19 protein-coding genes are annotated in these 23448 nt (G+C 71.3%); 10 read left to right on the plus strand and 9 right to left on the minus strand.

The genetic code is table 11. The features are described from left to right. Positions 1-144 precede the first annotated feature (144 nt). A complete protein-coding gene (locus CG723_RS33755; RefSeq protein WP_234374660.1) occupies positions 145-1251 on the minus strand; it encodes an Lrp/AsnC family transcriptional regulator in 1107 nt (368 codons plus the stop codon). Positions 1252-1403: 152 nt separating this feature from the next. Here CG723_RS33755 and CG723_RS33760 point away from each other — a divergent pair, with 152 nt between their 5' ends. Beyond that, the gene (locus tag CG723_RS33760) at positions 1404-2711 is read left to right on the plus strand and encodes a metal-dependent hydrolase family protein (protein ID WP_100597310.1); all 1308 of its coding nucleotides are present in this window, start codon (positions 1404-1406) and stop codon (positions 2709-2711) included. Further along, positions 2708-4282: an AbgT family transporter gene (locus CG723_RS33765; RefSeq protein ID WP_100597311.1), complete on the plus strand. Its 1575-nt coding sequence runs from the start codon at positions 2708-2710 to the stop codon at positions 4280-4282. Before CG723_RS33760 ends, CG723_RS33765 begins: the two co-directional genes overlap by 4 nt. A 957-nt stretch (positions 4283-5239) precedes the next feature. Here CG723_RS33765 and CG723_RS33770 read toward each other — a convergent pair. Continuing rightward, on the minus strand, positions 5240-6493 hold the full coding sequence (locus CG723_RS33770) for an ROK family transcriptional regulator (RefSeq protein ID WP_100597312.1): 1254 nt from the start codon (positions 6491-6493) through the stop codon (positions 5240-5242). 132 nt (positions 6494-6625) lie between these two features. On the opposite strand from CG723_RS33770, the gene CG723_RS33775 reads away from it, so the two are divergent. The 8 genes from CG723_RS33775 to CG723_RS33810 all read left to right on the plus strand — a co-directional run bounded on the left by CG723_RS33775 (position 6626) and on the right by CG723_RS33810 (position 16868). Next, complete coding sequence (locus CG723_RS33775; protein ID WP_100597313.1) at positions 6626-7789, plus strand: Gfo/Idh/MocA family protein; 1164 nt, start codon at positions 6626-6628, stop codon at positions 7787-7789. A gap of 41 nt (positions 7790-7830) precedes the next feature. Then, positions 7831-8751, plus strand: coding sequence for a sugar phosphate isomerase/epimerase family protein (locus CG723_RS33780; protein WP_100597314.1), 921 nt, complete (start codon positions 7831-7833; stop codon positions 8749-8751). A 96-nt stretch (positions 8752-8847) separates the two neighbouring features. Next, complete coding sequence (locus tag CG723_RS33785) at positions 8848-10413, plus strand: ABC transporter substrate-binding protein (RefSeq protein WP_100597315.1); 1566 nt, start codon at positions 8848-8850, stop codon at positions 10411-10413. Positions 10414-10436: 23 nt separating this feature from the next. Then, positions 10437-11390, plus strand: coding sequence for an ABC transporter permease (locus CG723_RS33790; RefSeq protein WP_100597316.1), 954 nt, complete (start codon positions 10437-10439; stop codon positions 11388-11390). Next, a complete protein-coding gene (locus CG723_RS33795) occupies positions 11387-12262 on the plus strand; it encodes an ABC transporter permease (RefSeq protein ID WP_100597317.1) in 876 nt (291 codons plus the stop codon). Before CG723_RS33790 ends, CG723_RS33795 begins: the two co-directional genes overlap by 4 nt. Beyond that, entirely contained in the window at positions 12259-14364 is a 2106-nt protein-coding gene (locus CG723_RS33800; protein ID WP_199842001.1) for a dipeptide ABC transporter ATP-binding protein, read from the plus strand. The genes CG723_RS33795 and CG723_RS33800 overlap by 4 nt, the downstream gene beginning before the upstream one ends. Before the next feature lie 29 nt (positions 14365-14393). Further along, positions 14394-15290: a sugar phosphate isomerase/epimerase family protein gene (locus tag CG723_RS33805; protein WP_159032611.1), complete on the plus strand. Its 897-nt coding sequence runs from the start codon at positions 14394-14396 to the stop codon at positions 15288-15290. 51 nt (positions 15291-15341) lie between these two features. Then, the gene (locus CG723_RS33810; RefSeq protein WP_234374661.1) at positions 15342-16868 is read left to right on the plus strand and encodes a GMC oxidoreductase; all 1527 of its coding nucleotides are present in this window, start codon (positions 15342-15344) and stop codon (positions 16866-16868) included. A 57-nt stretch (positions 16869-16925) separates the two neighbouring features. On the opposite strand, the gene CG723_RS33815 is transcribed toward CG723_RS33810, so the two are convergent. From CG723_RS33815 to CG723_RS33845, 7 genes are all read right to left on the minus strand, one after another. Further along, entirely contained in the window at positions 16926-17720 is a 795-nt protein-coding gene (locus tag CG723_RS33815; protein ID WP_100597319.1) for an alpha/beta fold hydrolase, read from the minus strand. Between the two features lie 43 nt (positions 17721-17763). Continuing rightward, a complete protein-coding gene (locus CG723_RS33820) occupies positions 17764-18816 on the minus strand; it encodes an LLM class flavin-dependent oxidoreductase (RefSeq protein WP_100597320.1) in 1053 nt (350 codons plus the stop codon). Further along, positions 18813-19133 carry an indolepyruvate ferredoxin oxidoreductase subunit alpha gene (locus CG723_RS33825; RefSeq protein ID WP_100597321.1) on the minus strand — a complete coding sequence of 107 codons (321 nt, stop codon included), beginning with the start codon at positions 19131-19133 and terminating at the stop codon, positions 18813-18815. The genes CG723_RS33820 and CG723_RS33825 overlap by 4 nt, the downstream gene beginning before the upstream one ends. A 5-nt stretch (positions 19134-19138) precedes the next feature. Continuing rightward, a complete protein-coding gene (locus CG723_RS33830) occupies positions 19139-20140 on the minus strand; it encodes an NAD(P)/FAD-dependent oxidoreductase (RefSeq protein ID WP_100597322.1) in 1002 nt (333 codons plus the stop codon). A 144-nt stretch (positions 20141-20284) separates the two neighbouring features. Beyond that, the gene (locus CG723_RS33835; RefSeq protein WP_234374662.1) at positions 20285-21115 is read right to left on the minus strand and encodes an IclR family transcriptional regulator; all 831 of its coding nucleotides are present in this window, start codon (positions 21113-21115) and stop codon (positions 20285-20287) included. Continuing rightward, entirely contained in the window at positions 21112-22071 is a 960-nt protein-coding gene (locus tag CG723_RS33840; RefSeq protein WP_100597323.1) for a catechol 1,2-dioxygenase, read from the minus strand. Before CG723_RS33840 ends, CG723_RS33835 begins: the two co-directional genes overlap by 4 nt. After that, entirely contained in the window at positions 22068-23423 is a 1356-nt protein-coding gene (locus CG723_RS33845) for a M20 family metallopeptidase (RefSeq protein ID WP_100597324.1), read from the minus strand. The genes CG723_RS33840 and CG723_RS33845 overlap by 4 nt, the downstream gene beginning before the upstream one ends. Positions 23424-23448 lie beyond the last annotated feature (25 nt).

Here is a 23448-nt window from a genome sequence, read left to right on the forward strand (position 1 = left end):
CTGGAGGCGGTAGCTTTGCCTTCCTCGACCTGGCCGGCCACAACCTGCAGATCCAACAGCCCGCGCTCTTCGCCGGGTTGGTGAGCGAGTGGCTGGACCGGGTGACAGGCGAACGGACGGGGTGAGCCCGGTGGCGGATGTCTGTCAGTCCTCCGGATGTTGCAGCGGTACGACCCCCACGCTGCGGCCGCCGCGGTCGAGGAGCCGGCCCATGTGCTTGACCGTGCGCAGCACCACGGAGCGGTCCGCGACGGTCAGGCGGGGCAGTTTGCGGGAGAGGTGGGCCTCGAAGGTGTGGACGTCGTGCAGGGTGCGCAACCACACGTCGACGACCAGGTTGTGCGGGCCCGCCGTGATCGCGCAGGAGCGCACCTCGGGGACCTGGGACAGTACCCGGCTGGTCTCCTCCAGGTACTGACCCGGCACGGACGCGAAGTACACGGCCGACAGCGGCCAGCCGGACAGCGGCCGCGCCAGGTCGCAGCGGAGCAGCAGTCGTGAAGCCAGCAGGGACTCCACCCGGCGGCGCACCGTCGTGAGGGGAGCGTCGCTCGCCGCCGACAGGTCGCGCAGCGACATCCGGCCGTCCACGCTGAGCAGTTCGAGCAGGCGCGCGTCGAGGGAGTCCCAGCGGGGTGGGACCGGGGAGCCGGTGGGGGCGGGCGGCCTCGCCTTCTGCTCCAGGCGCCCGGTCTGTACCGCGTCCAGACTGCGCAGCCGCCATCGGCTGCCCTCCGTGGGCAGCCCCGTCGACACGTGTGTACGGGTCGCCCGCACGCCCGGGACCGGCCGGAACAAGGAGCCGGACAGGCGCGACAGTTCGTCCAGGGTTCGGGTCTGCACGGAGGCCACCACGTCGCGGCCGCCCGCCGTGAGCTTGACGTTCGGCACCGCGGGATCGTCGGCGAGGGCCTGTGCCACGTCCTCGGCGGCGCCCGGTTCGGTGTCGACCTCGATGACGCCCGTGACCACGATCCGGGCGTCGGTGAGGCGCGGGTACGCGGTGACCCAGGCGAGCCCGGCCTTCTCCAGACGGCGCCAACGCCGCGCCGCCGTCACCGGATCGACCCCGAGCACCTCGCCGACCAGCGCCCACGACGCCCGCGGATGGACCTGCAGGGCGTGCACGACGCCGCGGTCGAGTTCGTCCAGTTCGTCCAGTTCGGCCTGCTCGCCGGGTGCGCCGAGGCCGCCGAGCGTGCGGGACCCGTCGCGGTCCTGCATCGGCCCGGCGTATTCCTGCACCTCCACGCGTGGCACTTTCCTGCGTGCCCCGCGCGAATCCAGTACGAAATCTGCGCTGTCACGCCGCGATGACGTGTGCATCCCACACTCCCCTCCAACCGGCCCACCCACTACCGACTTCCAAGGCCTTCCGTACCGCACAGGAGTGACTGCACGCCATGACGCTCGCCACCACACCGCAGGCCCCCCGGACCCCCCTGCGGATCCACAATGCCCGGCTCATCGACGGCACCGGTACGCGTCCGGTGGATGACGCCGTCGTCATTGTCGACGCCACAGGGATCATCACCTATGCCGGCCCCGCGGCGGAAGCGCCCCCGAGCGACGGGCCTGCCGCGGGCGACCGGGTCCGCACCGTCGACGCCGGTGGCCGCACCCTGCTGCCCGGCTTCTTCGACTGCCATGTCCACATGTCGTACGCCCATGGCGCCCACCCCGGACGCCGCGCCGAGCTCGACCCGGTCCTGGTCACCCTGGACACCGCCACCCGACTGCGGCAGACCCTCGACGCGGGCATCACCACTGCCCGTGATCTGGCGGGCCTGTCGGCCGGATACCGTACGGCCGTCGAGACCGGACGGATCGTCGGCCCGCGGCTGCAGACCGCCGTCCGCGTCATCAGCCACACCGGCGGCCACGGCGACGTACGCCTGCCCGACGGCACCGACCTGAGCGACGGCATGTCCGAACTCGCCGACACCACCGACGAGGCACGGCTCGCCGTGCGCCGCGTGATCCGCGAGGGCGCCGACCTGGTGAAGGTGTGTGCGACCGGAGGCATGGGCAGCCCGTACGACGACCCGGACGACGAGGGCCTCTACGAGGAGGAGATCCGCGCGGTCGTCGACGAGGCCCGGCGGCACGGCGGCCGGCCGGTCGCCGCGCACGCGCAGGGCAACGCAGGCATCCTCAACGCGATCCGCGGCGGCGTCACCAGCATCGAGCACGGCTATGGGATCGACGACAAGGCCATCGACCTTGCGGGCGAGCGCGGCGTCTTCGTCGTGCCGACGCTGTCCACCGTGTACGCGGGCATCAACAAGGACACGATGCCGGACTACCACTACCAGAAGAAGACCCGCTGGTCCGGCCTGACCAAGGAGAACATCGCCCACGCCATCGAGCGCGGCTCGCGGATCGCCCTCGGCACGGACGCCGCCGTCGGCCCGCACGGCGTGAACCTGATGGAGCTGTCGTACCTGGTCGACCTGGGCATGGATCCGATGGCCGCGATCGTCGCGGGCACCCGCACGTCGGCCGAACTGCTCGGTGTCGACGACCGGTTGGGCAGCGTGACGGCGGGGCGCGTCGCCGACCTCGTCCTGAGCGACGGCGACCCGCTCGCCGACATCGGCGTCCTCGGCGACCCCGGCAACATCGTCTGTGTCGTCCAGGACGGCATCGTCCGCAAGGACCTCCTGGGACTCGTCGACGGCGCGGCGCGCGCGGACGGGGGGCGGCCATGAGGTCGTCCGCGAAGGAACTTTCCGCCTCCGGACAGAGCACGGGCGGGGAGGAGAAGCCGCGCGGTGTCGACCGGGTCCTTTCCTGGATCGAGCGGGCCGGCAACGCCCTGCCCAACCCGGTCGTCCTGTTCACGGCACTGTTCGCGGTGGTCGCCGTGGTCTCCACCGCCCTGGCCCTCGCCGATGTGTCCGTCACCGTGCCGGGCACGGACGACACGCAGCAGATCACCGGCCTGCTCACCGGCGAGGGAGTGCGCTGGCTGGTGGAGAACCTGGTCACGAACTTCGCCGCGTTCCCGCCGATCGCCGCCGTCCTGCTCATGATCATGGCGGTGGGCGTGGCGGAGAAGGCCGGCCTCCTTGAGACCGCGATGCGGGCGACCCTGGCCCGCGCGCCGCGCGCCTTCCTGCCGTACCTGGTGGCGCTGGTCGCCTGTCAGGCGCACATGATGAGCGATGTAGCGGCCATCGTGCTGCCGCCGCTGGCCGCCGTCGTGTTCAAGAGCGCGGGCCGGCATCCGGCGGCGGGCCTGATCGGCGGCTTCGCCTGCGTCACCGCGGGCTACGCGGCCGGGTTCACGATCGGTTCTCTCGACGCCCTCTACACGGGCATCACCCAGCAGGCCGTCGAGGTTCTGCCCGCCTCGCACCACGTCGACGTCAACATCCTCGCGAACTACTTCTTCACCGCCACCAGCAGCCTGGTTCTCGGCCTGCTCGGCGGGTTCCTGATCAGCCGGGTGCTCGAACCACGCCTGCCCGCCTACGAGTCCGGCGACGATGGGCCGGCGGACGAGGACGTCCATCTGACCCCGGCCCAGCGCCGCGGTCTGCTGCTCAGCGCCCTGGCCGTCGTCGCGTACACGGCCGTGGTGCTGTCCCTGTGGCTGCCCGACGGCGCGCCGCTGCGCGGTGACGGCGGGGCCCTGGTGCCGTCGCCGCTGCTCACCGGCATCGTCCCGGTCCTGTTCGGTGCGTTCCTGCTCGCCGGGCTCGTCTACGGATTCACGGTGAAGACGCTCAGCGGCTCCGACGGCGTCGTCACCGCGATGACCGACTCGGTGAAGAACATGGCGGGTTACGTCGTCATGATGTTCGTCGCCGCGCAGGTGATCGCCGTGTTCAACTGGTCGAACCTGGGTGTGCTGCTCGCCGTGAAGGCCGCGGCGTTCCTGCAGTCCATCGGACTGACCGGCTTCGGCGCCCTGGTCGCCTTCGTGCTCCTGGTCTCGTGCCTCAACCTGGTCGTGCTCTCCGGCTCCGCGCTGTGGTCACTGATCGGACCGGTCTTCGTCCCGGCGTTCATGCTCCTCGGCATGAACCCCGCACTCAGCCAGGCGGCGTTCCGCATCGGGGACTCGGCGACCGCGGTCATCACACCGATGAACCCGTACGTGTTCCTGCTCCTGGCGCTCTTGCAGCGTTACGAACCGGAGGCACGCCTGGGCACGCTCATCTCGCGCCTCGCGATTTTCGTCGTGCCGTTCCTGGGGGTGTGGCTCGCCATCCTCGCTGTGTTCTACGGCTTCGACCTGCCGCTGGGACCCGGGGCGGGCATCGGCCTCAAGTGACCGCAGGGCCGTAACGCAGAAGGGCCGGCGCAACGACGGTGCCCCACCGGAACTCGAGCTCTCCAGTGGGGCACCGTCGTTGCGTTCAGCCCCGGTCCACCCACTCAAGGACCGTCCGGGCCAACTCCGCCGGCACCTGCTCCGGTGCGGCCACCCGTGTGGTGTCCGACCAAGTGCGGGTGCGGCGCGTGCGGTGAAGATGACGTTCATGCTGCTCGCGCGGCTCAGGGTGCGAATCGCCGCCAGGTTCTCCCCGGAGGGGTGCAGCATGACGGCCGCGTCGACGCCGTCGAGGATTCCGTCGTCGATGAGGGGGACCTTGCCGCCGCCTTCCTCGGCCGGACTGCCGACGACAAGGGATCGTGTTGTCTCCGCTCGTGTTCCGCCACCAGGTGTGCGATGCGCTGAGCGGGACGGCTGGTCCCACGGTCCGCTCAACGGACCGCGCCCCTGGTGAACTGTCATGGCGGACACCACTCTTCCCGCATCCCCGCTGGAAGCCGGAAGGTAGCCATGGTGAGCACAGAGCCCGCGCCGATCGACCACAGCCCCGTCCTGCGCGACCGGCTACCGGGCACCGTCACCGTTCCACCCACCCTGACCTTCGTGCTGGGGCGTCTGGGCCCGCGGCCTGGTGGGGCTCTGGCTGCTGTCGATCCTGCCCCCCTGCCTGGTGCAGGCGCTGCCGGGATCGCCGGTGGACGTGCTGGCCGGGGCAGTTCGCCCTGCTCCCCGCCGACCCACGGGCGAGCTCGCCGTCCTCGACCTGGCCGGCCACAACCTGCAGATCGAACAGCCCGCGCTCTTCGCCGCGTTGGTGGTCGCGTGGCTGGACCGGGTGGAATCTGAACGGACGGGGTGTGCCTGGTGGCGGGTATGGGGTTGCGCGGACCGCGGCACTGGCGTGGGGCTGAAGCGACCGCAGACGGCGTGGCCGCACGGGTGCCGGCCGACGCGTCAGCGCGCCGAGCCGAGCAGCCGCCCCACTCCATCCCGGCTGAAGGTCTGCTGGACCGCGAGGACGACCGCGCCGATCAGACCGGCCCGGGCTCCCAACTGGCTGGTGGTGATGACGAGTTTGCGGGTAGCCAGGGACAGGGCACGCCGGTAGACCACCGCGCGGATCGACGCCAGAAGTTCGTCGCAGGCATCCGCGACTGGGCCGCTGAGAATGAGGGTGCGCGGGTTGAAGGCGAGGACCAGTATGGCCACCACCTCGCCGATCTCCACGCCCGCCCGGCCCACCTCGTGCAGGGCTTGGGCGTCGCCGTTGGCCAGACGTTCGCAGAGCAGCCGCAGGCCGTGGGCGGGATCGTCCGGAGTGTGTTCCGGCATGTCCAGTGCGGCGAGGATTGCCCGGCAGGAGGCGACGGCCTCGAGACAGCCCGTCTTGCCGCAGGCGCACAGCACCTCGTCATGACCCGGCACGCGGGTGTGCCCGACGTCGCCCGCCGCGCCGTCCGCACCCCGGTGCACGGTACCTTCCGCGGTGACCAGGCCCGCGCCGATGCCGGTGCCGACGCTCAGGCAGAGCAGCGGGACATCGCCGCCGGTGCCCCGCTCGGCCTCTCCAAGGGCCATCAGGTTGACGTCGTTGTCGACGAGGGTGGGCGCGCCGAGGAGTTCCGTCATACGGGCGGCGACCGGAAAGCCGTCCCAGCCCGGCATGATCGGAGGGCGGACCGGGCAGCCCCGGACGAAGTCCACCGGGGCGGGCAAGCCGACCACCACTTGGCGCACCGGACTGCCGGTGCGCCCGTGCTCGGTCAGCAGCGTGCGGACGCGTTCGGCGACGGCCGGGAGGAGCGTGTCCGGTCCCGTCTCCACCCGCAGGTCGAGGGTGTCCTGGGCGATCAGGTCGCCGTTGAGGTCGGTGACCGCGACGCCGGTCGCCTCGGGGGAGACGAACACCACAGCGAGTGTCCCGGCCTCCGGGCTGATGGTGAGCGTGCGCGGCGGCCGTCCCCGCACCGACTGGCCCACGACGGTCTCGGTGATGAGGCCGCGCCGCAGCAGCTCGTCGATCTGGTGGCCGACCGTGGAACGGGCGAGCCCCGACCGCCGGGCGATTTCGGCCCGGCTCGCCGCCTCGCTCCGCGCGACCAGCGTCAGAACGGTGTGCAGCGCCACCGGAACCGGCTGGGCCGGCGTGCCCGGCGGAGCGGGGCGAGCGGACGGGACAGCCGGACGACGCTCGCGTTCTTTATGCATGACAACAAATTAAAGAAGGCATCTTGTGGCCGTCCAGAGCCTGAACAAAGCTCTCTACACAACGGATCAGCCATGTAAACGCCGAGAGGCGACGTAACACCCCACGCAATTGATGCACCACGGAGGCTCAGCATGACGACACCGCATCCTCGATCAGCCATCGTCGGCACAGGGATGATCGGCGCCGTTCATGCTCGGGCCGTCCGCGCGGCCGGCGGCGTGCTGCACGGCGTCCTCGGTTCCTCCGCGGCCCGCAGCACCCAGGCCGCCGCCGACCTGGACGCGCCCCACGCCTACCCGGACCTGGACGCCCTGCTCGCCGACGACGCGGTCGACATCGTGCACCTGTGCACCCCGAACACGCTCCACGCCCGGCAGGCCCTGAGCGTGCTCGCCGCCGGGAAACACCTGATCTGTGAGAAGCCCCTGGCGACCTCGGTGGCCGACGCCGAACGCGTCGTCGCGGCGGCCCGGGCGGCGGCCCGCCTTGTGGCCGTTCCCTTCGTCTACCGCTACCACCCGATGGTGCGTGAGATCCGGGCCCGTCGACAGGTCGGCGAGTTCGGCAACTGGCAGCTGCTGCACGGTAGTTATCTGCAGGACTGGATGCTCCCGCCCGACACTGCCACCTGGCGCGCCGACCCGGCCGCGAGCGGACCCTCCCGTGCCTTCGCCGACATCGGCTCGCACTGGTGCGACCTGGTCGAGTGGACGGCGGGCGTCGAGTTCACTGAGGTCATCGCCCGCCTCGCGACCACCGTCGCGCAGCGCCCGATGGGCAGTTCGGCCAGCTTCGGCGGACCGGAACGGCAGGGGGCCGGACCGCTCGAGCGCGCCGCCGTCAGCACCGAGGACGCAGCCGTGCTGTTGCTGCGCACCGGCGACGGCGTCCTGGCGAACCTGACCGTCTCCCAGGTGTCCGCAGGGCGCAAGAACCGCCTCTGGTTCGAACTCGACGGTGGCCGGGCCAGCGCCGTCTTCGACCAGGAGGAGCCGGAGCGCGTCTGGCTGGGCGGCCTGGACGGCGCCCGCATCCTGGTCCGCGACCCCGGGCAAGGCAGCGCCGCACAGCGCCGGCTCGCGCACCTCCCGGCCGGCCACGCCCAGGGCTACGCCGACTGCTTCACCGCCTTCACCCGGGACGTCCACCAGGTTGTCGCGGGCGAGGGCCTGCCGGCTGGGCTGCCCACCGCCGCCGACGGACTGCGCTCGGCCAGGCTCGTCGAGGCGGTCCTGAACTCGGCCGGTACAGACACCTGGACGAACGTCGGCCGTGGGGCCCTCGCCGTTGCCTGAAACCTCCCCTTCCTCATGCACCACCGCAAGGAGCCCTCGTCATGAAACTCGGCATGCTCACCGCCTGCCTGCCAGACGCCTCCCTCGACGACATCGCCGCCTGGGCGGCGAAGACCGGTTACGAGGCCCTCGAAGTAGCTGTCTGGCCGCGCACCGGCGGCCGCGACTTCGAGGCGGCCCACCTGCCCGCCGCCGACTTCGGCACACGGGAACGGGACGACACCCTCGCTCTCCTCGACCGCCACGGACTGTCGATATCCGCCCTCGCCTACTACGAGAACAACCTCCACCCGGACCCCGAGCGCCGCGCCGCGATCCGCACCCACCTCAAGCGGGCGATTGACGCCGCCGCGGCCCTCGGTGTCCCGTACGTCGGCACGTTCGTCGGCCGGGACTGGACCCGTCCCGTCGCCGAGAACCTGGCCGAGGCCGAGCGGATCCTGCCCGAACTCGTCGAGTACGCGGGCGAACGCGATGTCCGCATCGTCATCGAGAACTGTGTGATGGAGGGCTGGCACCCGGACGGCTACCCCGGCAACCTGGCCTACTCGCCCGAGCTGTGGGAGTGGATGTTCGACCTCGGTCTCTACCTCAACTGGGACCCCTCGCACCTTACCTGGATCGGCATCGACCCGGTCACCACCATCGCCCCCTACGCCGACCGCATCGTGCACGCCCAGGCCAAGGACATCGAGATCCAGGCCGGCCGCATCGACCGCTACGGCTTCTTCGGGAAGGCGACCGGCCGCAAGGACCCCTGGGACACCGGCTGGTGGCGGTACCGCGTACCGGGCCGCGGCCAGGTCGACTGGAATGCGGTCGTCGACGCCCTCTACGAGCACGGCTTCACCGGCACCCTGTCCGTCGAGCACGAGGACCCGGTCTGGGGCGGCACCCCGGACCGCGTCCGCCAGGGGCTGGAGATCGCCCACCGCAGCCTGCGCCCGCTCCTCATCGGCTGAGACACGAGCCATGTTGCGGGCCGGTCCGCCCGTTCGCGTCGGACCGGTTCAGATCACGTCACGTCATCCCAGATCAGAGAGAAGCGAGGGTGCTCCATGGTGCGGTCGCGAAAGAGGTGGGGCGGTGCCGCGGCGGCGGTGTGCGCCCTCGCCCTGGTGCTTTCCGGATGCAGGTCGGCGGTGCAGCAACAGGGGGCACAGGACGTCGTTGTCCCGGACACCCCGCAGGACGGCGGGACGCTGGTGGCCGCACAGGGGCAGGACCCCGCCCCGGGCTCGTTCCTGAAGACGTCGATCGGCAACATCCTCGCCGAGTACTCGGTCCTGGAGACGCTGACCCGCATCGACCAGAAGACCGGCAAGCCGGAGGGCGTGCTGGCCAAGTCGTGGAAGGTGGCGGCGGACGGCAAGAGCATGGACGTGGTGCTCCGCGACGACGTGACCTTCCACAGTGGGGCGGAACTCACCGCCGACGATGTCCTCTTCACGCTGAAGAAGGTGCGTGACCCGGCCACCGGAGCCGCCAACCAGCCCGTCGCCGCCGCGATCTCGGGCATGAAGGCCGTCGGCGACGACGAGCTGAAGCTGACCTTCTCCAGGCCGCTGCCGAACATCTACGACCTCTTCGAGACCATGCCGGTCCTCAACCCGGACACGTACGACAAGTACGCGGCCGGTGAAGTCGTAGATGGCACCGGCCCGTTCGAGTGGACGTCCTGGACTCCGGGCGCGAAGGTCGTCCTGACCAAGTACCCGAAGTACAGGGACGCCGACGACATCCACCTGGACAAGATCCAGATCAATGTGATCACCGACCCCACGGCGATGGTCTCCGCCATCCGCAGCGGCCGCATCCAGTACGGCGTAGGAATGGGCGCCCTGGACGCCTATGCCCTCAGCCGCCAGCCCGGCTTCCAGCTGATCACAGCCGGCGGCTCGGCGATCCCGCTCACCTTCGACGTCAGGGACAAGCCCTTCGACGACAAACGGGTCCGGCAGGCTTTCCAGTACGCGATCGACCGCGAACGGGTCGACCGCCAGGTGGAAGGCGGACAGGCGACGGCCGCCTCGCTGCCCTGGCGCACCAACACCATCGGCTACGACGACCAGCAGGCCGGGCGCTACCGCTACGACCCCGACAAGGCCCGCACACTGCTGGCGCGGGCAGGGGTGAAGCACCTCTCGCTCGAGATGGTCACCCTCAACACCCCCGAAGCCACCGGCATCTTCCAGATCGTCCGCAACAACCTCGAAGCGGTGGGCGTCGACGTCAAGGCCGTGCCGCTCGCCGCCGCCGAGTTCGACGGGCGGCTCGCGTCGGGCGAGATGGGCGCACCGGTCTTCCTCCAGCAGGCCAGCAACGGGCTCTCGCCCGCCGGCGCCGTCGTCGGCCGCGCCGAACTCCTCGCGGACGGAAACCCAAGCCACTACGGCGACGACCGCTACACAGAACTCTCCCGACACCTCACCGTCGCCACCGGCGAGCACGACCAGACCGCGGCCCTGCATGCCTGGAACGACCATTTCCTTGACCAGGCGTTCGCCGTTCCGCTGATTACCCGGCCGTCGATGACGGTCGCCTCCCGGGCGGTGCAGGGCATCACCTACACCCAGATGGGATTCATGGACCTCAACCACGTCTGGCTCGCGCGGGCCCGGTAGGCGAAGGACGGAACCGATTCCCCATGTTGCGCTATCTCGCGGGCAGACTGCCCTCCCTCCTGCTGGTCCTGATATCCGGCTCGGCCGTCGCCTTCGCGCTGCCCCGGATGGCCCCCGGCGACGTCGCCGTCTCCATCGCGGGCACCGACGCCACCCAGGCGCAGATCGACGCCATCCGCCAACAGCTCGGCTTGGACCGGCCACTCGTCCTGCAGTACTGGGACTGGATGTCCGGACTCTTCCACGGTGACCTCGGCACGTCACAGGCGCTGCAGCGCAGCGTCGCCAGCCTCATCGGTGACCGGCTCGCCAGCACGCTCGAACTCGCCCTGCTGTCCCTCCTGCTGGTGATCCTGATCGGACTCACCCTCGGCATCATCGGCGGCGGACCGCGCCGCCGCTGGGTGCGCGGCGTCCTCGACACGATCAGCAGCCTGCTGATCGCCGTCCCCTCGTTCCTCTTCGCCCTCGGCCTGATCCTGCTGTTCGGCGTCTACAACCGCTGGCTCCCCGCCAGCGGTGAGGTCAGCCTCCTCGAAGACCCCTGGATCGGCCTCCAGTACCTGCTCATGCCCGCCCTCGTCCTGGCCCTCGCGCCCGGCGCCGTCGTCGGACGGATGCTGCAGACCGAGATGGCGAAGGTACGCGGCGAGGACTTCGTCGACCTGGCGAAGTCGAAGGGCGTCGCCCCGCACCGCATCACCCGCCGCCATGTGCTGCGCAACAGCGTCGGCAGCGCGGTCGTCGGGATCGGCCTGCAGGCCGGCAACTTGATCGCGGGAGCGGTGATCATCGAGGCGGTGTTCAGCCGCAACGGCATCGGACAGCTCGCCGTGTCCAGCGTGGAGACCCGCGACTTCAGCGTCCTCCAGGTGCTCATCCTCGGCGTCGTCCTGACCGCCGCGCTCTGCCAGATCCTCACCGAGATCATCCTCGCGGCCATAGACCCGCGGGTCCGACTGGGAGAATCCGCATGACGTCCATCGCCGCAGACGGAAAGGGCCACAGCCGCCCGGCCCGCCGCATCGACCCCACCCTCGCCCGCTATCTCTCCGCCCTGCGCACGCCCAAGGGCCTCACGGGCGGGGTGGTCCTCGCCGTCCTCGCCCTTGCCGCACTCCTCGCGCCTGTCATCTTCCCCGGCGGCTACGACCAGCAGGGCGCCACTGCCCTCATCGGACCCTCCGTCGCCCACCCCTTCGGCCTCGACGAATTCGGCCGGGACATCTTCGTCCGCTCCGTCTACGGCCTGCGCATCGACCTCAGCCTGATCCTCACTGCCGTCCCCGCCGCCGCGGCCCTCGGTACCCTCCTCGGACTGACCGGCGCCCTCTCCGAACGGCTCGGAGCGGCGACCCAGCGCGTTCTCGACGTCATCATCGGCTTCCCCGGACTCATCCTCGGCGTATGCCTGGTCGCCATCCTCGGCGCGGGATGGTTCGCCCTCTTCCTCACCATCTTCATCAGCGGTCTGCCCTCGGCGGGGCGCTACGCCCGCAGCGCCTGGCTCAGCCAGCAGGACCGTGAATACGTCCTGGCCGCACGGGTGTTGGGAGTAAAACGGCGGCAGTTGCTCACCCGACATGTGCTGCCCAACGCGCTCGATGCCTGCGTCGTCAACACCGCCGTGTGGATGGTCGTCGGCGTCTACATCGAGGCCGGCCTGTCCATCGTCGGCCTCGGCATCCAGCCGCCGACCCCCTCGCTCGGCGTGCTCCTCAACAACGGCCTGCGGTTCGTGACGCAGTCCCCGACCTACGTCGTCGGCCCGGCACTGCTGCTGCTCCTGCTGGCAGTCGCCTTTAGCCTCCTGTCCGACGCGTTCAACGAGGCGGTGAATCGGAAGTGAGTCTGACCAAGGAAACCTCCGGGACGGAGATCCCGGCGCCTGAGGCGGAGCCGCTGCTCCGAGTCGACGGGCTGCGTACCGAGTTCCGGGTGCCCGGCGGCCAGGTCACCGCCGTCAACGACGTCAGCTTCGAGGTCCGGCCCGGGCAGGTGCTCGGCATCGTCGGCGAGTCCGGCTCCGGCAAGTCCGTCACCGCCCGTTCGGTGATGCGGATGCTGCGCGCGCCCGGTGAAGTCACCGCGGGCAGCGTCACCTACGGCGGCACCGACCTGCTCGCCCTTCCCGAGCGTGAGATGCGCACGTGGCGCGGCAGCAAGGCCGCCATGGTCTTCCAGGACCCGCAGGCCGCCCTCAACCCGACGATGCGGGTGGGCGAGCAGATCGTCGAGGCGATGACCGCGCACGGGCGCGGGCGTACGCAGGCCCGGCAGCGGGCGCGCGAACTCCTCGAGGCCGTCGGCATCCCGGACGTCGACACCAAGATCGACCACTATCCGCACCAGTTCTCCGGCGGGATGCGACAGCGCGTCGTCATCGCCATCGCGCTCGCCAACGACCCCGCCCTCCTCATCGCCGACGAACCCACCACCGCCCTCGATGTCACGATCCAGGCGCAGATCCTCGGTCTTCTCGACCGGCTCCGCCGCGAACTCGGCATCGCCGTCGCGATCATCACCCACGACATGGGTGTCGTCGCCGAACTCTGCACGGACGTGGTGGTCATGTACGCGGGCCGCACGGTCGAGAAGGGCAGCGTGGCGGAGGTCTTCGCCCGGCCGCGCCACCCCTACACGGCCGCCCTGCTGCGCGCGATGCCGCGGATCGACGACGTCCGCAGCGGACGCCCGCTCGCCGCCATCCCCGGCGCCCCACCGGACCCGGCCGGGCTGCCGGCCGGCTGCGCCTTCGCGGAGCGGTGCGCGGTCGCGGAGTCGCGCTGCCACAGCGAACAGCCAGTGCTGCTGACGTCTCCCGGCGGCGGGCCGCGGCACCTGGCGGCCTGCTTCGTCGCCGAGCGCGGAGGTGAGATCACGGCACCCGAGGAAGGCACGGGGCATGTACGCAAGGCCGAACAGACCGCCACCAAAGCCCTGTTGGAGGTCCGGGACCTTCGGGTTGACGTCGGGTCGCGGCGGCGCGGGCTTTTCGGGCGGGAACCGGCCGTGTACGCGGTCGACTCCGTCAGCCTCACCGTCGAGTCCGGGCGGACGCTCGGTCTGGTGGGGGAGAGCGGCTGTGGCAAGTCGACGCTGTCGCGCGCGCTCGTCGGGATCAACAAGATCGCGGGCGGGACGGTCGAGGTCGAGGGCCAGGACGTGACCGCCATGGAGGAGCCGGAGCGCGAACGGGTCCGCTCGCATGTGCAGTACCTCTTCCAGGACCCCTACGCCTCCCTCAACCCGCGCCGCACCATCCGCCAGTCGCTCGCCGAGGCGCTCGCGCTCAGCGGCGTGCGGGGGGCGGAACAGGAGACGCGAGCCCGCGAGCTGATGCGTCAAGTCGGCTTGCGCGACGACCACTTGGACCGCTACCCGCACGCCTTCTCCGGCGGCCAGCGGCAGCGCATCGGTATCGCGCGGGCGCTCGCCCGGCAGCCGCACGTCCTGATCCTGGACGAACCCGTCTCCGCGCTCGACGTCTCCGTCCAGGCACAGATCATCAACCTGCTCGAGGAGATCCAGGACGAACTCGGCGTCGGCTACCTTTTCATCGCCCACGACCTCTCCGTCGTCCGCCACCTCAGCGACACCGTCGCCGTGATGTACCTCGGCCGGATCGTCGAAGACGGGCCCGCCGAGGCCGTGTACGCGAACCCGCAGCATCCGTACACGGCCGCGCTTCTTTCCGCCTCCCCCTCGCCCGTGCCGGGGGAGAGGGAGGGCGAGAGCGGCCGGGAGCGGATCGTGCTCGGCGGTGACCTGCCGAGCCCGGCCGCGCCACCGTCCGGCTGCCGCTTCCGCACCCGCTGCCCCATCGGCCCGCTGGTCAACAGGGAGCGGACGGTGTGCAAGGAGAAGGACCCCCAGCTCACCGCTGCCGGGGACGGACAGCGGGCGGCCTGCCACTTCCCCGGCGAACTCGCCGCAACCACAAGCCGATAGCCCCCTCCCAGGATTCCGAGGTAACACACGTGACGTCCCGTATGACCCTGGCCCTCAACCCCATCCAGTGGTGGGCCACCGACGACGGCTGGCTCGACCCCGGCCTCGCCCCGCAGCCGGCCGAACTCCTCGCTCTGGTGAAGAAGGCGGGCTTCGACGCCGTCATGGCCGCCGTCCCGGCCGGGCACACCGTCGCCGCCTACGCGGCACTCCTTGACAACGCCGGGCTGCGGCCCGCCCCCGGCTACTTCGTCTGCCGCTCGCAGGGCGACCCCGCCGACGCCCCGGCCGTGATCGAGGCCGCCGCCGCTGCCGCCCGCGACCACGCCGAACTCGGCCTCACCGACATCGGACTCGGCCTGCCGATGATCAAAGGCGGCCCGCGCATCCTGCGGCCCGCTCAGGGCACCGAGCCGGACGCCGACCGGGTGGCCGCCCTCACCGACCTGCTCGGCAGGCTCGCCGAGGCGATGCGGGCCGAGGGCGTTCGCCCGGCCCTGCACCCGCACGTCGGCACCTGGATCGAGACGGAGGCCGAGACCCGGGCCGTCCTCGACGCGATCCCCGCGGAGCAGTTGGGCTTCCTCCCGGACACCGGGCACCTGTCCTGGGCGGGCGCGGACGTCACGGGACTCGTCGCCGATTACGGCAGTCGCATCCCGTTCCTGCACGTCAAGGACGCACGGATGGCAGTCGCCGAGCAGGGGCGGGCCGCCGGGCAGGACTATCAGCGGACGGTCGTCGACGGCCTGTGGACCGAACCCGGCCGCGGCGACCTCGACCTCATCGGCATCGTCGCCGCCCTGCCCGACCACTTCGCCGGCTGCCTCATGGTCGAGGTCGACCGGCCCGCCCTCACCGACCCGTACGAGAGCGCGGTCGCGTCGGCGCGGTGGATGCGGTCCGCCTTCGCGCTGGACGGCTGAGACACCGCTTTGCGCACTGCGAGACATCACACCCATCCAGAGGAGCCCCACGTGCCCGCCGACAGCCGCCCCGACCTGCTCATCGTCGGCAGCGGGATCATGGGGGCGGGCGTCGCCCGCCTCGTCCGCGACGCCCTGCCCACCGCCCGCATCCTGATGCTTGACTCGGGCCCGGTACTCGGCCCGGTCCCCGGCCAGCACCTGCACGACATGCCGGACGGTGAGCTGCGTCTGCGCCACCAGGAGCGGATCGCCTCCGGCGTCCAGGGCATGTACGTCGGTGCCGAGAACGTCGCCGACGACGCGGGCGTCGGCGTGGCCGACCGCGAGCCCGGCATGTACCGGCTCGCCGGCGTCGGCGAGGACGCCGATGCCCTGCCCGCCGCCGCCCTCGCCTGGAACACCGGCGGCATGAGCGTCCACTGGACCGCCGCGACCCCCGCCGCCTGGGGCAGCGAGATCCCGGACTTCATCGACCCGGACGCCTGGCAGCGCGATATCAACGAGGCGTCCCGCTTCCTTCACGTCAACACCGACCCCATAGGCCCGTCCCCGCTGCGCACCGCGCTGATGGGCGCCCTCAATGAGGTGTTCGGGCCGCACGCGGAGCCCGGCCGCCAGGTACAGGCGCTGCCCATGGCTGTCAACGAGGACGGCGAGGGCGCCCTGGTGCGCACCGGCCCCAACCGGGTCTTCCCGGCCATCGCCGGCGGCGACCCGCACTTCGAGCTGCGCACCGGCGCCCAGGTCATGCGCCTCCTGCACAAGGGGGGCACGGTAGGGGGCGCCGTCGTCCGAGAGATCGCCACCGGCCGCGAGTACACCGTCACCGCTGCCGCGACCGTCGTGTGCGCCGATGTCTTTCGTACCCCGCAGTTGCTCTTCGCCTCTGGCATCCGCCCGCGGGCCCTCGGCCGCCACCTCAACGAGCACATCTTCCAGACCGGCCGCGTTCACGTGGACCCGGACGCCGTGGGCCTGGACGGCGCGAAGCTCGCCGGTGCGACGCTCAGGGATGGGAGCGAGTGGCGGCACGCCTCGTACTGGCTCCCGCACAGCGGCAAGGCCCAGCCGTTCAACGGCCAGTTCAGCGGTACGGCGCGGGTCGACGGCGACGGCCGGATCGCCGAGTTCTCCGCGGGGATCGCGCTCTACGTCCCCACCGAGATCCAGGAGACGAACCGGGTCGAGTTCTCCGACACCGAGCTCGACGCCCTCGGCATGCCCAAGATGCACGTCGTCTTCGACTACACCGACGAGGACCGCCGCCTCCTTGACGAGGCCCGCGCCGCCCAACTCCGCGCGGGCCGCCGCCTCGGCCGATTCGACCCCGCGACCGACAGCGAGACCCTCCCGCCCGGCACCTCGCTCCACATGACCGGCACCGTCCGCATGGGCCCCGCCGACGACGGGACCAGCGTCTGCGACCCTCAGACCCGCGTCTGGGACTTCGACAACCTGTACCTGGCCGGCTGCGGCGTCGTCCCGACCGCCCTGGTCTGCAACTCCACCCTCACCGGCGCGGTGACTGCGGTACGCGCGGCCAGGTCGGTGATCGGCAGGCTCAGCGCGGGCTGAGGATGCGGCGACGCCGCCCCACCGGAAGTCCGGTGGGGCGCCGTCGCAGGGTGGAACTCAGTCCCGGCCCGCCCACTCCAGGACCACCTCGGCGAACTCGTGCGGCACCTGCTCCGGCGCCGCGACATGCCCGTCCGACAGGACCCGGGTCGCGCAGCCGAGGGCAGCGGCGAACTTCTCCAGCGACGGCAGCGAGTAGTGGTCACCGGGCGCGCAGACGGCCAGCGTGCGGGCCGTGATGTGCGCGAGGCGCTCCTCCATCGCGTAGCGGCGTACCGCCTCGTGGCCCTCCTCGACACGGTCGAGCACGGCGAGGGCGTCAGCCACGTAGCGGTTCAGGTGCGCCTCCTCGCCGGCGCGGTAGAAGGCGCGCCGCCGCTCCCACAGCCCTTGCAGGTGTGAGCCGTCCGGCGCGGGGTCGACATGGTCGATGCGCTGCCGCACGGCCGCCGTCCGCCGCTTCTCGTCGTCGACGAACGGTGTCGCGGACAGCAGCAGGCTCGCCACCCGGTCCCGCAGCCGCGCCGCCAGCTCGACGGCGATCAGACCTCCGGTGTGGTGCCCGACGAGATGGACCCGCTGCAGGCCCAGCTCGTCGATCAGCGCGCCCGCCGCGTCGGCGAACCGCTCGATGGAATGCGGCAGTTCGGGCTTGGCGGAGGCGCCGAAGCCGAGTGTGTCCATCGCGATCGCCCGATGCCGGGCACCGACCAGGGGCAGCACGTCGAGGTACTCGGTCCACGAGCGTGGCGTCTGATGGAGCAGCAGCACGGGCGTACCCTCGCCCACCTCCACATAGTGCAACTGGCCGAAGGGGCTGGGTACATAGCCCTTGCGCAGGGTGTTTGCCATTTGGCGCTCGCTCATCCGGTGCTCGCTCTCGTTGCGTTACGAGTTACAGGGCCGGCAGCACCGAGGCGCCGACGGTTTCGATCAGTTCGGTCGGTGGGTCGTACGAGCCGACGTGCTGCAGGAACACCCCGCTGACGCCGTCGGCGCACAGGGCCCGCAGCCTGCCCGCGATCTGCTCCGCGGTGCCGACGAGGCAGAACTCCTCGGCGAACCGCAGCGCCGCCTCGTCACCGACCCACTCAGACGTGATCTTCACGGCGGCGTCCCAGTCCTCCGCGTGCACCAGATCCGGGTACACGCCCGCGTTGATGTCGGGGACGTCCGGTACGTCGACGTGGATGCCGGCGAGGGCGAGGAAAGGCGCTCCGCCGTTGTGCGCGATCGAGGCGCAGATGGGCTTGAGGCGGCGGGCCGCCGCCTCGATGTCGTCGGTCACCGCGCAGTACGCCGAGACGGTCAGCGGCAGTGCGGCCGCGTCCCGTCCGGCGGCCTCCGCGCCCTCCCGGACCCGAGCGGTGGCGCCCGCCAGGGTGCGCGTCGAGACACCGCTCAACAGGACGACTCCGTCGGCGACTTCACCCGCGAGCCGCAGATTCCGCGGCCCGCTCGCGGCGAGGTGCAGCGGCACGTCGGGCCGGGGGTCGCGCAGCCGGGACCGTACGGTTCCGGCCGGTCCCTCGAAGTCCCAGTCGGCTCCGTCAAGCAGGGCCCGCAGCTGGGCGATCCCCGCACGCATCGCGGAGTTGGTGCTCTGCTTCAGCCCGACAGGGCCGACCGAGCTGTTGCCCACGCCGAGCCCGAGCGTGAACCGCCCCGGCGCCAGCTCGGCCACGCTCCGGGCGGCGGAGGCGACGACGGCCGGGTGCCGGGTCACCAGGTTCGTCACGGCCGTGCCGAGGCCGATCCGTTCGGTGCCGAGGGCGGCGGCGGTGAGCGTGGTGAACACATCCCGCCACAGCAACTGCGAGTCCGGGAACCAGGCGTCACTGAACCCGAGCTCCTCGGCCCGCCGTACCGTCTCGACGATGCGGTCGGCGCGCTCGCACGGCGGGATACGGATCCCGACCCGCAGCGGCGGCTGCTCCGCGCCGCTCATCGCCCGCTCACCAGCGCCGTGTCGACGCCGACCGGGCCCAGACCCGTGGCCCCGCCCGGGGTGCCGAGCGGTGTCTCGCGGCCCGGCAGCGGTTCGTCGAAGAAGCGGCGGTTGTCGGCGCGGAAGTCGGGGTCGGCCTTGCGGTCGACGGTGATCGCCTGCTCGGGGCAGGCCACTTCGCAGGCCCCGCAGTCGATGCACTCCGCCGGGTTGATGTAGAGCTTGCGCTCGCCCTCGTAGATGCAGTCGACCGGGCACTCCTCCATGCAGGACCGGTCCATGATGTCGACGCAGGACGCGCCGATGACGTACGCCATGACTCTCAGTGCTCCTTCTCGGTGGAGTGCCCGGGGAACAGGGCGGCCTCCGGGTCGATGACGGTGGCCGCGTTGTTGACCGCGGTGGCGGCCTCGCCGAAGCCGACCGAGATGAGACGGACCTTGCCGGGGTAGTCCGTGATGTCGCCCGCGGCGAACACCCGGGGCAGGTTCGTCGCCATCCGCGTGTCGACGGTGATCCGCCGGGCCGCCAGATCCAGGCCCCAGTGCTGCAGTGGCCCGAGATCGGCGAGGAAGCCGAGCGCCGCGACGACCGTGTCGGCCGGGACGAGCCGGGTCTCCTTCGTCGTACGGTGACGAACTTCCGCCTCTTGCAGGCGAGTCGACCCGCGCAGGGCGCTCACCTCGCAATCCGTGATCAGCTCGACGCCGAGCGAGCGGACCTTCTCCACGCTCGCCGCGTGCGCCCGGAAGCGGGCCGTACGGTGGACCAGGGTGACGGAGCCGGCGAGCGGCGCCAGGGTCGCGGCCCAGTCGAAGGCGCTGTCGCCGCCGCCGACGACCACCACGTCCTTGCCCGTGTGCGCGGCCGGATCCGGCACGAAGTACTCCAGGCCGCGCCCGAGGAACTCCTCGCCGGCGGGCAGCGGCCGCGGGGTGAACGTGCCCACCCCGCCCGTGATCACGACAGCCCCCGCCCGCACCGCCGCCCCCTGGTCACTGCGCACGACGGGGCGGCCGTCCTCGGGGTCGTACGACAACTCGGCGGCTCGGTGGCCGAGGAGATAGCGGGGCGCGTACGGCTCGGCCTGCGCGACCAGGCCGTCCACCAGGTCGCGGCCGCGCACGGACAGGAACCCGGCGATGTCGAAGATCGGCTTCTCCGGGTACATCGCGCTGATCTGACCGCCGAGTTGGGGCAGCACGTCCATGACGGTGACGCTCAGGCCGCGGAACCCCGCATAGTACGCGCCGTAGAGGCCGGCCGGACCGGCGCCGATGATCAGGACGTCGGAGTCGACGATTCCGTCGGGGAGTTGGCTCATGGTCGCTGAGCGTAGGAACACCGCCCGGGACCGGCCTACGGAGTTGTTCCGCTGAGCAGGACGCCTGAGCAGGACACTTTGCCCAGCACGGCGAAAGGGCCCGCCGGTGGGCGGGCCCTGACAACGACGTCGTCGGCTGTCCGGCTACGTGAGCGACCGCCCGATGCCCAGCGCAGCGGTCCGCAGTGCCGCCGCGTGACCTCCCGCGTCCATCCGGTACGTCGGCGCGGTGACGGACAGCGCGCCGACGAGGCTGCCGGTGCGCTGGGCGAAGACGGGTACCGCGAGACTCGCGTAGCCGAGCCGGATCTCCTCCGTCTCCAGGGCGATTCCCTCCACCCGGATCCGGTCGAGCTGCGCGCGCAGCCGGCCGGGGGAGACGACCGTGTGCCGGGTGAGCGGCTTGAGTCCGGCGCGTACGACATCGACGAAGAGCGACGGCGGCGAGTGCGCCAGGATCGCCTTGCCCGTCCCCGTGCAGTACAGCGGGAGCCGGCCCGCCACCCGCGACTCCGCGTTGAGCCCGCGATGCGGAAAGATCTTGTCCAGGTACACGACGTCCAGGCTGTCGTGGATCGCGAAGTGGATGGTCTCCCGGGTGATCAGGAGCAGATCCTCCATGTACGGCTGCACGGCCTCGCGCAGGATCCGCTGCCGGTGCACCCGCTGCCCCAACTCGAACAGGCGCAGCCCGAGACGGTAGTCGCAGCCCTCCCGCTCCAACAGACCCCAGGCGACCAGCTCCTGGGCCAGCCGGTGCACCGTCGCCTTGGCCACGCCCGAGCGGCGCACCAGTTCAGCCAGCGGCAGTGCACCGTCGTCCGCGGTGAACGCCTCCAGGATCGGACGGACCTTTCCCAGAACGGAGTTCATCGCCTCGGCGGCGGTGTCGGCAGCGAGGTCGGGGCCGGCCGGCCTGGGACCGGGGGCGAGGCCCCGCGCGGCAGCCGCATGTACCTCCGCCGGGAGACTCATGGCCGCGGCCCGGGGTCCGGCGCCCCTGGATCCAGGACCGCGACCCCCATCCCGGTCAGCCACTCCGGCATCGGCTCATAGGCGAGCCGCCGCCCGGGCGTGTGGTCGAGCGCGGCCGCCATGAGCAGCCAAGTGCGCAGCTCCTGCGCGCCGTTGCCCGCCACCTTCTCCAACTCCTCGGTGCTGTAGGCGGTCAGACGGTGGGCTTCGCCCCGCCCGATCAGCGCCAGGACCTCCTCGTCGAACTCCGGGTTGAGGGCGGCCTCGGCGGCACGGATGATCTCGCGGCGGCGGGCGTCGTACTCCTGCCAGTTGTCCCGGCCGTTGAGCCAGGCGCCGACCATGAACTCCTCGTCCTCGCCGTGTGGTTCACGCCAGTCCGGCCAGGGCAGCCGATGTGAGAGGCCGCCCGAGCCGACCACCGCGACCCGGCGGTCGCCAGGGAAGGCGAGTACCGCCTCACGGATCGCGCGGCCCAGCTGTTCGCAGCGCGCCAGCGTCGGCAGCGGATGCGCGAAGACGTTCACGACCAGCGGCACGATCTCCACGTCCAGGCCGTCAAGGAGGTACTGGATCGCATGCGACTGCCCGTGGTCGATCTGCAACTTCGCCGAGAACGCCACATCGAAACGCCCGCCCTCCACAAGGGAGTTGGCGAGATGCCGGGCCAGCGGCACATCCACGGCCTGCGGCCCCTTCGGGGTGCCGGACTCGCCGCTCGCCACGCACTCGCCGACGCCGAGGGTGAACGCCGGGATGAGGTCGAGCCAGAACCCGCGGAAGTGATTCGAGCCGACGAGGACGACGGTGTCCGGGCGCGCCTTCGCGATCGCCTCGCGGGCCTCGCCGAGCGCGGCACGGAACCGTTCGGCGCGGTCCTTGTGGAACGTCTGGTCCCAGTGGGTGTTCATCAGGGTGCTGTGGGAGGCTCCCACGCCCAGCACGATCTCGGTCACGCCCTCGCTCCTTCCAGCTCCGGCTCCAGTTCCTCGCGGGAGCGGGTCACGGTGTCGACGGCCGTGCGGATCAGATGGCGGGTGAGCCGCTCCATCTCCCGTACGGACACGGTGTTCATGCCGCGCGCGAAGTCGATGTCGAACGGCGCCTGCTCGCCGGACACCTTCGGCATGCCGACTCGCACGGTCGGGATACCCCGTCCGCGCAGGATGTTCGCGTCGGTCGCGCCACTGTTGCCGCGGATCGGCTCGTGCGGCCTGCCCTCGAACGCCTCCCAGGCGCCCGCCGCACTGCGGTAGATCCAGCTCTCGCGGCTGGTGGCGGTGCCGGGAATCGCCAGAATCATCTCCACCGTGGCGTCGAGACCCGGCAGCTTGCGCTTCAACTCCCCGACAGCAGCGGCGAATTCGCGCTTGGCCTGCATCGGCGTCGTGTCCGGGGAGATCCGCAGATCGACCCGCAGGGTACAGGCGGCCGGGGTGACCGCGGCCATCCGCGGCCAGCCGCCCCGCACCGACGACACGATGCCCTGCGGGGCGACCGTCCCGTCCGTGTGCCGCTCGGCGTACTCCACGAACCACTCCTCCAGGTGCCGTACGACATCGCCGGCGCGGACGATCGCGTTGTCGTACGGGAGCCGGTGGCGCGAGCCCACGTAGGTGTGGGTGCCGTGCACGGTGACCTCGAACCACGCGAGCCCGACCTCGTCCCAGGACACCGTCCAGCCGGGCTTGGCGATGACCGCGTAGTCGGTCCACACGCCTTGCTCCAGGAGGAACGAACAGCCCACGCCCTGACCGGTGTTGGCGCGTGCACTGCCGGGCCGGGCGTTCGTGGGCATGCCGCCCGCGCCGAACGCCGCCACCAGATCCCCGGTCAGCGGAATCCCGGCGAGCGCGATCGCCTCGGCCGCCATCATCACGCAGGCCGCGTGGCCTTTCGGGTTGGAGGCGCCGAGGCCGGTCACCAGATCGTCGTAGACGGTCGCCCGCGGCTGCATGTCCTCGCGCAGCTGAGGCCCGATCCACGGCACGTCCTCGCTTTCCTCGCCCACCGTGAGGGTGTCGATGGGCGCGTAGAGCATCAGGTCGGGCCCGGTGCCGTCGCCTTCGAGGCGGGCCCAGGCGTTGGCCTGGCGGTCGTCGATCGGCTGCGCGGTGGCGCGCAGGCCGACGCCGGCGAGCGAGGCGGCGATGTGCTCGGCCAGCGGCCGCTCGTCACCCGTCGGGCTCGCCACGCCGACGAGCCCCACGATCAGTTCGCGCAACCGCTCGGCCGTGACATGCCCCCACGCCTCCTCGGTCCAGGCCCGGCGCCGCTCGTCGAGGCCATCGAGTTCTTGGGCGCTCACTGGTTCACCCGGTGGACCTGGGTCA

This window comes from Streptomyces sp. CB01635 (assembly GCF_002803065.1).
Taxonomy (GTDB): domain Bacteria; phylum Actinomycetota; class Actinomycetes; order Streptomycetales; family Streptomycetaceae; genus Streptomyces.

Bases quoted from the DNA above. Each gene is read 5' to 3' on its own strand.
- CG723_RS33825 (WP_100597321.1), bottom strand. From the start codon at position 19,133: ATGGCGTACGTCATCGGCGCGTCCTGCGTCGACATCATGGACCGGTCC.
- CG723_RS33785 (WP_100597315.1), top strand. From the start codon at position 8,848: ATGGTGCGGTCGCGAAAGAGGTGGGGCGGTGCCGCGGCGGCGGTGTGC.
- CG723_RS33835 (WP_234374662.1), bottom strand. From the start codon at position 21,115: ATGAGTCTCCCGGCGGAGGTACATGCGGCTGCCGCGCGGGGCCTCGCC.
- CG723_RS33770 (WP_100597312.1), bottom strand. From the start codon at position 6,493: ATGCATAAAGAACGCGAGCGTCGTCCGGCTGTCCCGTCCGCTCGCCCC.
- CG723_RS33795 (WP_100597317.1), top strand. From the start codon at position 11,387: ATGACGTCCATCGCCGCAGACGGAAAGGGCCACAGCCGCCCGGCCCGC.
- CG723_RS33820 (WP_100597320.1), bottom strand. From the start codon at position 18,816: ATGAGCGGCGCGGAGCAGCCGCCGCTGCGGGTCGGGATCCGTATCCCG.
- CG723_RS33830 (WP_100597322.1), bottom strand. From the start codon at position 20,140: ATGAGCCAACTCCCCGACGGAATCGTCGACTCCGACGTCCTGATCATC.
- CG723_RS33780 (WP_100597314.1), top strand. From the start codon at position 7,831: ATGAAACTCGGCATGCTCACCGCCTGCCTGCCAGACGCCTCCCTCGAC.
- CG723_RS33815 (WP_100597319.1), bottom strand. From the start codon at position 17,720: ATGGCAAACACCCTGCGCAAGGGCTATGTACCCAGCCCCTTCGGCCAG.
- CG723_RS33765 (WP_100597311.1), top strand. From the start codon at position 2,708: ATGAGGTCGTCCGCGAAGGAACTTTCCGCCTCCGGACAGAGCACGGGC.
- CG723_RS33775 (WP_100597313.1), top strand. From the start codon at position 6,626: ATGACGACACCGCATCCTCGATCAGCCATCGTCGGCACAGGGATGATC.
- CG723_RS33790 (WP_100597316.1), top strand. From the start codon at position 10,437: ATGTTGCGCTATCTCGCGGGCAGACTGCCCTCCCTCCTGCTGGTCCTG.
- CG723_RS33760 (WP_100597310.1), top strand. From the start codon at position 1,404: ATGACGCTCGCCACCACACCGCAGGCCCCCCGGACCCCCCTGCGGATC.